This window comes from Otoolea muris (assembly GCF_943193115.1).
GTDB classification, from domain to species: domain Bacteria; phylum Bacillota; class Clostridia; order Lachnospirales; family Lachnospiraceae; genus Otoolea; species Otoolea muris.
Window position 1 is genome coordinate 134,341 of record NZ_CALPCY010000003.1, and the last position, 12,191, is coordinate 146,531.

The window sequence follows — 12,191 nt, forward strand, 5'->3', positions numbered from 1 at the left end:
TCATTCCCCAAGTACCGCCGCTTCCGCATTACTAATCTTAAACCGTCTGAAAAAGGAGCACCAAATGATTTTAGCAATTGATATCGGAAACACCAACACCTTCATCGGAGGCATAGACACGGCAAAAACGTATTTTATGGAGCGCATCACCACCACGATCGGCAAAACAAATCTGGAATATGCCATCACTCTCAAAAGCATCCTGGAGATTTACCACATCAGCCCCTCTCAGATTGAAGGCGCCATCATCTCCTCCGTCGTCCCGCCGTTAAACCGCACCATCCATGCAGCCGTTAAAAAAATCACGGGCATCAACGCCATGCAGGTCGGATCCGGCATGAAAACCGGCCTTAATATCCTCATGGACAATCCGAAATCCGTAGGCAGCGACATGATTGTCAACTCAGTCGGCGCGCTGTCCGAGCATGAGCCGCCCCTGATCATCATAGAGATGAGCACCGCCACCACGATGTCCGTCATTGACCAGAAAGGGCGCTATATCGGCGGGGCTATCCTGCCGGGACTGCGGGTTTCTCTTGACAGCATGTCCTCCAGCACGGCGCAGCTCCCCCGGATCAGCCTTGACACGCCCAAAAAAATTATAGGGAAAAATACGGTTGACTGTATGAGAAGCGGCGTCATATACGGAAATGCCTCGATGATTGACGGAATGCTCACGCGCATCGAACAGGAACTCGGAGAAAAAGCGACGGTGATTGCGACAGGCGGAATCGCGAAAATCATACTGCCCCTGTGCAGCCATGTTATAACATATGACGGAACTCTGCTTCTCAAAGGGCTTTTGGCTCTCTACGAAAAAAACAGATAAGACTGCGCCTGCCGGCGTATTCACCGGAACATAAAACGCTGCCATCTGCCGTCCGGATATACGTATCCGCCGGGAAAAATACTCTCCCGGCGGTCTGACGTATAGATCGTAAGACAGGCAAACCCTAATTGTCCTCTATCCTTGTAGTCTCATCAGCCAGCTCCTTAAGCCCGGGCGGGCATACCGTTCCGGTTAAAAGCAGATCCGTGCCCTCCCGGAGAGCGAACAGAGCGGCCGCCGCCTCCAGGGAAATCATATTCTGATCCAGGATCCCCAGAAACTCATCCAGAATCAGCAGATCACACTCCCCGGTGGAAAGCACCTTCCTGGCAAAATTAATCCCGTTCTGGATATTGTACTCTTCTTCCTTTTTCTCATTTTCACTCAGGCTCTCAAAATAGCACCCCTGCTTTTCAAACCGGAATATCTTCATATCCGGCTCCAGTCTCTTCATCCATTCTGAAAGCTCAGGGCTCAGCGCCCCCTTTAAAAACTGTACCATGATGACTCTCTGGCCTCTGGCCACCGCTCCGATGCCCCTGCCCAGAGCCATGGATGTCTTTCCGCGCCCTTCTCCGAAGATCACGTGAACAATCCCTTTATCCATATCAGCACCTCATTCCACATGGCATACCGTTCTCCCATAACAGCCCGGATCCCTTTACCTATACTGTTGCCTTGCCGCCGTATTGCGGTCTGCGGCGGGGGACAGCCGCCCGTGCGCCTGCCCTGTTGTATCCCTCTGCCTGACGGATCTTTAAAAACGGAGTTATTTTAGCATATTTTGTCTCAATTTGCAAGTATACGCTGATTTTCAGCCGCTTCTACTCCTCCACGCACTCCAGTTTGCTGACCGACACCTCATACGCCACCCGTTTCTCGCATTCCGTCTCGCTTAACCGTTTCGTATATTCCCGGCTCTGCACGCGCCCCCAGACGCAGACGCGGCTCCCCACCTGAAAACCGGAGGCGTATCTCGCGTTTCTCCCCCAGGCGATGCAGGGTATGTAATCCGATTTTCCATACGGGCGGTTTACCGCCAGCAAAAGATCCGCGATCTCCCGTCCCAGCGGCGTTTTCCGGTAAATCGGTTCCTTACAGATATAGCCGTCCAGGAAAATCTGGTTTGTCTTTGTATAATCCGTAAATTCCTCCAGAAAATTGACCTCTCTCACAAAAATGGAAAGCACAAGCCTGTTTTTTGTTCCCTCATGACGGTTATAGGAGCGAAATTGTCCGATCGCTTCCATGGTGCATCCCTTATAATCGCCGGACACGTCCATCAGCCGTTCCGATACCATCAGGGGAATCCGGTCAACCTGATCGCTCAGCCGGTTCACCGCCAAATCCACCACATAGAATCCCTCTCCAAATACCTCATGGCTGAAGCGGAATTCGGAAACTACCTCTCCAATTACGCTTACCTTATTGTTTTCAATCATTTTTTCTGACATAGTACATCTCCTCTTTCTTTCCATTTTTATTGTTACCGGCCCAATCCCCGGCGGGCTGTGCGCAGTAACCCTTTATTTTTCACACTTACCAGATTTACTGCGCGCCTTCCCCAAAACCTTTCCCCGGAAGGCGCTTTAAGCCAATTGCTAATATTATATTTATGCTGTGATATGGAAATTAGAAGAAAAATCGGTTCAAACATTTCTACGGAAAGCGACAGGACGGGCGGGCGAAATCAGGCGCATTCGACAGCGTACAGCGCCTCTCCCGCGTCCGGTTATGGCCGGCTTAAAAGACAGGGGCCCGCGGACAGCGGTATGCCCTGACACGTAAAAAGACCGCTGCAGCCGGAATTTCAACGTGTTTCCGGCCGCAGCGGCCCCTTCGTACAGCATTACCCCCATCGGTTTAAAAAGAACGGGGTTACTGGTTTTCTTTATCCTTACGGCTGATCATGGCTCTCTTGCGGAGCGTCGGATCAAGGATTTTTTTGCGGATGCGCAGGCTTGTTGGCGTCACCTCCAAAAGCTCATCCGAATCTATGAAATCAAGGCACTGCTCCAGGCTCATCTCCCTGGGCGGCGTTAAGCGCAGCGCCTCGTCAGAGCTTGAAGAACGCGTGTTTGTAAGCTTTTTGGTCTTGCAGACATTCAGCTCAATATCCTCGCTTTTCGCGCTCTGCCCCACGATCATGCCCGAATACACCCGCACGCCGGGCCCGATAAAGAGCACGCCCCGCTCCTGTGCATTGAACAGGCCATAGGTAATGGACTCCCCGGCCTCAAAGGCGATCAGCGACCCCTGCTTGCGGTAATTCAGCTCGCCCTTGAACACGCCGTAGCCGTCAAAGCTGGTATTCAGGATCCCGTTTCCCTTGGTATCGGTCATAAACTCCCCTCGGTAGCCGATAAGCCCTCTGGAGGGGATCGAAAACTCCAGCCTCGTATAGCCTCCCCCGATGGGGCTCATGCCCTGCAGCTCGCCCTTGCGGCTGGTCAGCTTCTGGATCACCGCGCCTGTAAACTCCTCCGGCACGTCCACATAGGCGATCTCCATGGGCTCAAGCTTTTTATTTCTCTCATCGTACTTATAGAGCACCTCCGCCTTGCTGACAGCGAACTCATAGCCCTCGCGCCTCATATTTTCAATCAGCACGGACAAATGCAGCTCGCCGCGGCCCGATACCTTAAAGCAGTCCGGAGACTGCGTCTCCTCCACCCGGAGGCTTACATCCGTATTCAGCTCGCTAAACAGCCTCTCCCGAATATGGCGGGACGTGATATACTTCCCCTCCTGCCCGGCCAGCGGGCTGTCATTTACCATAAAATCCATGGCAATCGTCGGCTCGGAAATCTTCTGGAACGGAATCGCCTCCGGTTTTTCCGGGGAACATAAGGTATCTCCAATATGGATGTCTGTGATGCCGGAAATGGCCACGATCGAGCCGATCCCGGCCTCGCTTACCTCCACCTTATTAAGGCCCTCAAACTCATAGAGCTTTCCGATCCGCACCTTGCGGAACTTATCCGGCTCGTGGTGGTTCACGATCACACACTCCTGGCCGGACTTCACAGAGCCGTTGTCCACCTTTCCGACCCCAATCCGGCCCACATATTCATTGTAGTCAATCGTGCTGATAAGCACCTGCGTCTCCGCGTCCGGATCCCCCTCTGGCGCGGGAATGTACTCCAGAATTGTTTCAAACAGCGGCGTCATATCCGTCTCCGGATCATTTACATCGCGCTTTGCAAAGCCCGCCCTGGCGGAGGCATAGATAAACGGGCAGTCAAGCTGCTCGTCCGAAGCGTCCAAATCCATGAAAAGCTCCAGAATCTCGTCCACCACCTCGTCCGGCCTGGCCTCCGGGCGGTCAATCTTGTTCACGCACACAATCACCGGAAGCGCCAGATCAAGCGCCTTCCTGAGCACAAACTTCGTCTGCGGCATCGCGCCCTCGTAGGCGTCCACCACCAGGATCACGCCGTTCACCATCTTTAAGACGCGCTCCACCTCCCCGCCGAAATCCGCATGGCCCGGGGTGTCGATAATGTTGATCTTGGTTCCTTTATAGTTGATGGCCGTATTCTTTGACAGGATCGTGATGCCGCGCTCCCGCTCGATGGCATTTGAATCCATCACACGGTCCACTACCTCCTGATTCGCCCGGAACACGCCGCTCTGGCGCAGGAGCTGATCCACCAGCGTCGTCTTTCCATGATCGACATGCGCAATAATCGCAATATTTCTGATATCCTCACGGTTCATTTTCATACTCGTCTTGTACCTCGCATTATTCCCGTTACGCTTCACAGGGCCGGCTGGCGGTTCTGTGTGAGGCGTAAGCTGTGTTTGGGTTGATTTTACAGGAAATTATTGTAGCATCGTTTGGAACAGAGTTCAAGGGAAATTTTATTTGTAAAATAGTATCCCGGAAGGCCGCCAGGGATCGCTGCTATATCCAACGGAACCCCGCTTCCGCTCGGAGAAAAGCGCAGCGGACGCTAAGCTCGAAAATACCTCGCTAAGCGCCGGCGGTTTTCTACGGGTTCCTTATGGATATAGCAGCGATCCCCGGCTACGTTACCGGCGGGCTGTATGTCAGCTAAAAACCTGCCATGTTTTCAGAGAGGCATTACTGATGCCTATTTCGATAAACAAAACAAGTATCCCATATTAATACCTGTTTCACGTATCGGCCGCGCGCCGCAGCATCAGCCTTCACCCAGAAGCACAATCTCCCCTGCGTCCATTCCGTAGTATACCTGTCCCTGCAGTTCTATCCCGCAGCGGCCGTTTGTGCCTTCTGTGATCTTTTTCCGGATCTGGCTCGACTGGGCTGCCGGAGCGAGGATTGTCATCTCCACCGCCTCGCCGTACTGGCTGTCAAGCACCGCAATCCCGGCTTCTGAGAGGATGTACTGCAGCTTTCCGAGGCCGCTGTAATCGGTAGAAAGGCGCAGACGGTCCGCCAGGCATTTTTCCAGGATCACACAGTTTAGAAGGCCCTCGCGGACGGCCTTTGAATATGCGCGCACCAGTCCCCCGGTTCCGAGAAGCGTGCCTCCAAAATAACGCGTGACCACCGCGCAGACATTATACACCTCCGCGCCCAGAAGCACGTCCAGCATCGGCCGGCCCGCCGTCTGCGCCGGCTCCCCGTCGTCGCTGCAGCGCGTCAGCGGATTCTCTTCCCCGATCACAAAGGCTGAGCAGTTATGGCTCGCATCCCAGTACCGTTTCTTCATCTCCGCAATAAAAGCGGCCGCTTCCTCTTCCGTCTCCACCGGACGGACGGTTGCGATAAAGCGCGATTTTTTCTCCGTGATTTCGCCTTCCCCGCCCTTATACAAAATTTTATACCGTTCTTTCATCTTGTCCCCCTGCCCTTCTGTCTGACTTGTCTGCGCCTCCCCGGTTATAAGCGGAAAGCCTGCGTTACATACCTAAACTGCATACCATCTGGCAAAACATTTGTATTAATCCATCCCCAAACAGGGAATAATGGAAATAAACTATAATTAACTTTTGTAAGAATTACTGACAAAGAATAAATTTAAAGCCCTGCTAATACACAGTGTCATTAACTTAAGCCTTAGAAGGATGTATTATGTAACTGATATCTGCGGTCTTTCAGGTGTGCTTTTTAGCAGAAATTCTTTAAGTTTATGACATTGTGCTAATACAGAGTTTCGTAGATACCCGGATACTAAGCGCCTGATATTTGTATCAATGCAACGCGGCTGAATGAGGCGAGGCGGCATCGTCCATTGAAGCCAACGCAGCAATGGCGCAAATAAATGAACGGCCCGCCAGTAACGTAGCCAGGGACGGGTTCTATATCCATAAGGAACCCGTAGAAAACCGCCGGTACTTAGCGAGGTCTTTTCGAGCTTAGTACCGCTGCGCTTTTCTCCGAGCGGAAGCGGGGTTCCGTTGGATATAGAACCCGTCCCTGGCGGCCTCCCCGCAACCGCCAAACAAACCGCAAATAACACCTTTCATAATAACGTAAAAAAAACTTCATGACAATAACTATTTATTTATAACCCAAATTTTGCTATAATGACAAGTTATAAGGAGGCTCCTATGAATTATGGCAGAAAAGAAACGAAACAGAAAATAAAGGCAGCCAGCTCCAGAAAGAAGAAATACGCCAACTGGGTATTCCTTTCATTCTTTAAAACGGTTTTAGTCCTGTTCCTGTTCGTCGCCGTGACAGGAATCAGCATGGGGATCGGGATGTTCCGGGGGATTCTTGACAGTTCTCCGGGCTTTAATCCTGACAGCTTTGCTCCCAGCGGCTATTTTTCCACCATCTACAACAGCGCCGGCGAAGTGACGGACACCCTGGTGGGAAGCAATGCCAACCGGATCGAGGCGTCCTATGAGGAATTCCCGCAGGATCTGATCGACGCGTTTGTCTCGATTGAGGACACCCGCTTCTGGCAGCACAACGGAATCGATTTCCGTTCCATCACGCGCGCCGCGGTCGGCGTCCTGACCAATAATTACAGCGGCGGAGCCAGCACCCTGACCCAGCAGCTCATCAAAAACACGGTCTTCAACGGCGGTATGGAGACCAGCAAGGGCGCGAAGCTGGAGCGGAAAATACAGGAGCAGTACCTGGCGCTGCAGCTTACAAAAAACGTGGATCGCAGGATCATTCTCACGAATTACTTAAACACGATCAATCTGGGCAATAACACCCTTGGCGTAAAGGCCGCCGCGCTCCGATATTTTAATAAGGATATCTCCGAGCTCACACTGTCGGAATGCGCCGTTATCGCGGGCATCACCAAGAACCCGGGCAAGCTCAATCCCATTACGGGGCCGGACGACAACGCAGAGCGGCGCGAGGTTATTTTAAAGGAAATGTACGAGCAGGGCTATATTTCCAAGGAGCAGCAGGAGGAAGCGCTGGCCGACGACGTCTATTCCCGCATCCAGAACGTGGATCTGGCCATCCGCGGCAATACAACGCCCTATTCTTACTATACGGACGAGCTCATCAACCAGATTACAGAGGCGCTCAAGGAACAGCTCGGGTATACGGACACCCAGGCTTCTAACCTCTTGTTCAGCGGCGGCCTCCAGATCTTCACCCCGCAGGATCCGCGCCTGCAGGCCATTGTGGACGAGGAGATCAATAACCCTGAAAATTATGACGCCGCCCGCTACTCGGTTGAGTACCGCCTGTCCGTCGCGCATGCGGACGGGGAGACAAAGCACTACTCCCAGCAGACCATGGAGAGCTATATCCGCCAGGTCAAAGGGCAGACCTCCTTTGAAGGACTCTTTGACAGCGAGGAGGAGGTCACGGCCGCCATTGAGGATTACAAGGCATGGCTGATCCATGAGGGCGACACGGTGATCGGCGAGTCCGCCAACATCGTTTTACAGCCTCAGACCTCCTTTGTGCTCATCGAGCAGTCCACCGGGTACGTGAAGGCGTTAAGCGGCGGGCGAGGGGAAAAAAAGGCAAACCGGACCTTAAACCGCGCCACAGACTCTGTCCGCCAGCCCGGCTCCACCTTCAAAGTGGTTACCTCCTTCGCCCCGGCGATCGACACCTGCGGCGCGACGCTGGCCACGGTCTACTACGACGGGCCCTACACAGTGGGGGAGAAAACCTTCCGCAACTGGTGGGGCGCGGATTACAAGGGCTACCACACCATCCGCGAGGGAATCATCTATTCCATGAACATCGTCGCCCTGCGGTGCATGAATGATACCGTCACCCCGCAGCTCGGCGTGGAATATGCGGAAAAAATGGGCATTACCACCTTAAGCGCCGCGGATTTAAACCTGGCGACCGCCCTCGGCGGCTTAAGCAAAGGCGTCACAAACCTGGATCTGACGAACTCCTTTGCCACGATCGCAAATGGGGGAACCTACACAAAACCGGTCTTTTTTACGAAAATCCTTGACCACAACGGCAAGGTGCTCATTGAAAATGTGCCGGAGACGCGGCCGGCGCTCAAGGACTCCACGGCTTTTCTTCTGACCGACGCCTTAAGCGACGCCATGCAGAGCAACAGCCTCTACTCCCGTCCCGGCGCAGGCGTCAATTCCACCGGTACGGCGGCCGCCATTCCGGGCATGAGCTGCGCCGGAAAGAGCGGCACCACCACAAACAATGTGGATATCTGGTTTGTGGGCTTTACCCCCTACTACACCGCCGGGATCTGGGGCGGCTGCGACGCCAACCAGAGCTTAAAGGACAGCGCCGGCGCGCGCAACGGCGGAACAAGCTTCCACAAACGGATCTGGCGCTCCATCATGACAAGGATCCACGAGGGCCTCTCCGATCCGGGCTTCCCGGTTCCGGACAGCATCGAGACGGCTCAGGTCTGCCGGAAATCAGGAAAGCTCCCCATCTCCGGCGTGTGTACCGGCGATCCCAGGGGCAGCAATGCTGTTTATACCGAATATTTCGCAAAGGGAACTATCCCGGCAGAGGCATGCGATCACCATGTACGGATCACCGTATGCGCCGCCTCCGGGGGAAAGCCCACCGCGTTCTGCCCTGCCGAGCAGCTTGAATCCAAAACGGTCATGTCCGTGCCGGAGGACAGCGAAGGCGGCACAGATGACACGGTCTATGCAGCGCCCGACTTCTGCACGGTCCACAACGGTTCCTCCACCATCATCGACCCGTCCCAGGGATCGGGCGATATCTTCGGCCCCGGCTATATCCCGGAGCAGACAGCGCCGGGCAGCCCATACCTGCCCACCGTGCCGTCTCCCTTTACGACATCGCCCTATTCCGCCGCGCCGGGGACCACGGCCCCCTACACGGCCTCTATTCAGACCACAGCGCCTGACACGACGGCGCGCGGATCCGAACCGCCCACTACCGTGTCGGCCTTCTCCCAGCCGTCCTCAGACGAGAGCAGCGCCCCGTCCATAGTCCCCACCGTGCCGGAGCGCTGGCACGACTGGAAATACTGGGATAGCTGGTGGGACTGGTAAGGATGCAGGGAAGATGCAGGGAAAATATGTAAAGATTTTGGCACAGTTTAGCCGGAAGGATGACCTGCAGCAGATATGTGCTGTTTCAGCCTGAGCAAAAAACCGATGGCAGCGACGATTTCCCGTCAGAGCCATCGGTTTCTTTATGGTTCTGTTGTATCCACAAATTTTCCGAATTAATCAGGAACCGTATAGCTCATCTCATGCCACTGGCTCCCGCCCCAGGAAGAATTCGCAATGCCCTCATCGCAAAATCCCATCTTTCTGTACATCTCTACCTTCGGCGGCAGGCATGTCAGCAGAAGCCGCTTTCTTCCATTCCCGCGCTCCCTGCGCACATACCGCCGCACAATCTCCCGTCCCAGGCCCTGCAGCCGGTAATCCGGCAGGACATCCAGGCCCAGCAGCATCACATTTCTCCCCTCCGGATCATAAAGCCCCGCATCCGTAAAAAATTCATCCCGGAACGACTCCTCATTTGTTGAAAGCCCGTTCAGAAAACCGGCTATCCGGCCCGTCTGCCTGTCAACCGCCACCAGAAATAATTCCGGCGCTTTCGCCGCGCGCTCCAGCATCATCTTTTCCGAACACGCCTCGTTTGGGGGAAAACAGATCCTCTCAATCTCCGCGGCTTCTTCCCCCTCCTCCGGACGGATGCTGCGAAATTCAAATCGCTCATCCAGCATCGTTTGTTCCGCTTCCTGTTTCCGTATTTCTTTTTCCATCACATTCTCCTATATTCCGGCAATCGTCACAGATATGAAAAAGCTGCCCCGATCTGTACATTTTACAAACCGGAACAGCTTTCATATGGAGCATACGGGATTCGAACCCGTGGCCTTTTGAATGCCATTCAAACGCGCTCCCAGCTGCGCTAATGCCCCTCTGTTCTTCAACGTGTGTTATTATAGCACAGAATCCTGAAAAAGGGAAGGGGGAATTTTAAATTTTTATATCATTTTTGTGAGAAAAAAATTTGCATGTTCTGCAAAAATTATGTTGAAATTTTCTGAAGTTGTGTTATAATAGAGAAGTCGGTAAGGGGACATAGCTCAGCTGGGAGAGCGCTGCGTTCGCAACGCAGAGACCGCGGGTTCGAATCCCGTTGTCTCCATGAACAGAGCGGTTAAGCGATGGATGCTCTAACCCAAAATGGAAATCTCAAAAGAGATTTCCATTTTTTTGTGTTCACAGAGCACCGATATGCGATCAGGGGAAGCCGCATCTTCCCCTGATTGATTTTATATATTCTGTTTGTATATATACTTTCTGCAATCCTGACAATCATAATTAACATCCGTCATTTCAGCAAAGCCGCGGCCATTTACACCACCGCCTCGATTAACACCTTATCTCCGAAAACCAGACGATTTACGCCAATTTTTTTATTCTTATTAAAGTTAAAGCTGAGCATATATCCCTTCTTCAAATGATAGTGATCCAGATAAGCAAGCAGTTGTTCCTCCCCGCGCTCATTATACGCATTCCCCCTCCAGATCTTTAACTCGATCACGCTCTGTTCCCCCTGATAATCTACAATCACATCGGTTCGTTCCATATTTCGGGTTCTGGATTCAATATAGTAATTGCCCGCTCCATTGATTACCGGTCTTAAATACAGAAGAAAATACCGCCTGCCGTCCTCCTCTTTAAACTGATCCGGACGATCCCCATACAAATCATCAAAATGTGTCACAAACCTCTCTAATAAAAGCTCCATGTTCAAACGTCCCGCGCAAATAAACTGATTTCGGTCCCGGAGCGCCGCCTTATAAATACCCGTATTCTGATTCCTGGCAGACGCTAAAAACAGGTTATAAAATACCGTCTCAAACGTCCTGTTCGCAATAACGGCCGCTCCGTTCACATTTTTTACAAAGCCGAACATTTCCGCCGCCCCAATCGTCTGATCCAGCGCATTATAGGAAATCTCCCTGCCCGTAAACAACATGGAATAAATGACCTCATTTAATTCAGGAAAATCGCAGAGCTTGTTTACCATAGACTCAAACAGCGTATTCTTTTCTCCCAGAAGGATCCTGTCCGCCTCCAAAAATCCGGCGTATGTCCACGCCGTTTTTTTATCCGGAAAATGCCGGCTGCCGGCAACTTCCTCATCTATAAGCCTGCAAAGCTTGGAAACTAAAAACGGATAACCGGATGTATGCTCATAAATGAGCCCGGCCATTTCTTTTATATCCATTCCTGTATTGTGATCCGCTTCATACTCTTTTAACATGCCCGCGATCTCTTCGGATGAAAAACTCATATCTGCTTTAAAATCCACAGCAATATTCCACGGGCTGTTGAGCCTGTGATCTTCCTCTGCCCGAAAGCGTTTCTTCAAATTTTTTATATCGTACACGCCTGCCAGAATCACGCACCGGAACGTGGACGCCGTATCCCTGTTAATATAATATCCTCTTAACTGTGATAAGAAATCAAGAAACACCTATTATTAGCCGCGCTGTCAATCTCATCGATCATCAGAACCAGCGGCCTGTCCGCCTCTTTACAGATATCGCTCAGATACTGAAATAATTCCACGAGCTCTAATTCCTCCCGGGCCTCCCGCACCGCCCGGCAAAGGCTCCAAACCGCCCGCTCCATCTCACTGTTCATCACGGGATTAAGATCCTTTGCCAGGCGGACAAATGCTTTTGCAAATGCAACGGAAAATGCATTTTCACTGCGGTATTTCGCATAGCTCATCTGCATCTGAAAGTCCATGCTGATCACATAATATTCGTTTCTTAAATATTCCTTCAAAGCGCGGAGCGTCGTCGTCTTGCCGTACTGTCGGGCCCTGTTTATCGTGAAGTATTCGCCCCGTTCCACATATTCCTTCATCGCGGCTAACCGGGGGCTGATATCGACCATATAGTGCAGATTCGGTTTGCAGTCTGCTGTTATATTAAAAAACTTCGCCATTGTA

General features: G+C 52.4%; 9 protein-coding genes and 2 tRNA genes. 3 read left to right on the forward strand and 8 right to left on the reverse strand.

Annotated features, from left to right (window positions below; translation table 11 throughout):
- Positions 1-64: 64 nt before the first annotated feature.
- Complete coding sequence (locus NFS31_RS03610; RefSeq protein ID WP_251491711.1) at positions 65-829, forward strand: type III pantothenate kinase; 765 nt, start codon at positions 65-67, stop codon at positions 827-829.
- A 124-nt stretch (positions 830-953) separates the two neighbouring features.
- Here the strand turns inward: NFS31_RS03610 and NFS31_RS03615 are convergent, their stop codons facing one another.
- The 4 genes from NFS31_RS03615 to NFS31_RS03630 form a co-directional block, all read right to left on the reverse strand.
- On the reverse strand, positions 954-1,436 hold the full coding sequence (locus NFS31_RS03615; protein ID WP_251491713.1) for a cob(I)yrinic acid a,c-diamide adenosyltransferase: 483 nt from the start codon (positions 1,434-1,436) through the stop codon (positions 954-956).
- A gap of 217 nt (positions 1,437-1,653) precedes the next feature.
- Positions 1,654-2,283, reverse strand: a complete 630-nt coding sequence (locus NFS31_RS03620; protein WP_251491715.1) for a single-stranded DNA-binding protein — start codon at positions 2,281-2,283, stop codon at positions 1,654-1,656.
- A 424-nt stretch (positions 2,284-2,707) separates the two neighbouring features.
- Complete coding sequence (gene typA / locus NFS31_RS03625; protein ID WP_251491717.1) at positions 2,708-4,555, reverse strand: translational GTPase TypA; 1,848 nt, start codon at positions 4,553-4,555, stop codon at positions 2,708-2,710.
- Positions 4,556-4,995: 440 nt separating this feature from the next.
- Entirely contained in the window at positions 4,996-5,655 is a 660-nt protein-coding gene (locus NFS31_RS03630) for a YigZ family protein (RefSeq protein WP_251491719.1), read from the reverse strand.
- 715 nt (positions 5,656-6,370) lie between these two features.
- On the opposite strand from NFS31_RS03630, the gene NFS31_RS03635 reads away from it, so the two are divergent.
- The gene (locus tag NFS31_RS03635) at positions 6,371-9,256 is read left to right on the forward strand and encodes a transglycosylase domain-containing protein (protein WP_251491721.1); all 2,886 of its coding nucleotides are present in this window, start codon (positions 6,371-6,373) and stop codon (positions 9,254-9,256) included.
- A gap of 176 nt (positions 9,257-9,432) precedes the next feature.
- Here the strand turns inward: NFS31_RS03635 and NFS31_RS03640 are convergent, their stop codons facing one another.
- Positions 9,433-9,981, reverse strand: coding sequence for a GNAT family N-acetyltransferase (locus NFS31_RS03640; protein ID WP_251491723.1), 549 nt, complete (start codon positions 9,979-9,981; stop codon positions 9,433-9,435).
- A gap of 86 nt (positions 9,982-10,067) precedes the next feature.
- Positions 10,068-10,140: transfer RNA gene (locus NFS31_RS03645), tRNA-Ala, on the reverse strand.
- Between the two features lie 157 nt (positions 10,141-10,297).
- On the opposite strand from NFS31_RS03645, the gene NFS31_RS03650 reads away from it, so the two are divergent.
- A tRNA-Ala gene (locus NFS31_RS03650) sits at positions 10,298-10,370 on the forward strand.
- A 210-nt stretch (positions 10,371-10,580) separates the two neighbouring features.
- Here NFS31_RS03650 and NFS31_RS27000 read toward each other — a convergent pair.
- Both NFS31_RS27000 and NFS31_RS27005 read right to left on the reverse strand, forming a co-directional pair.
- Positions 10,581-11,543 (reverse strand): hypothetical protein, encoded by a 963-nt coding sequence (locus NFS31_RS27000; protein ID WP_331482461.1) that lies wholly within the window; start codon positions 11,541-11,543, stop codon positions 10,581-10,583.
- A gap of 137 nt (positions 11,544-11,680) precedes the next feature.
- The gene (locus NFS31_RS27005; protein WP_331482463.1) at positions 11,681-12,187 is read right to left on the reverse strand and encodes an ATP-binding protein; all 507 of its coding nucleotides are present in this window, start codon (positions 12,185-12,187) and stop codon (positions 11,681-11,683) included.
- Positions 12,188-12,191 lie beyond the last annotated feature (4 nt).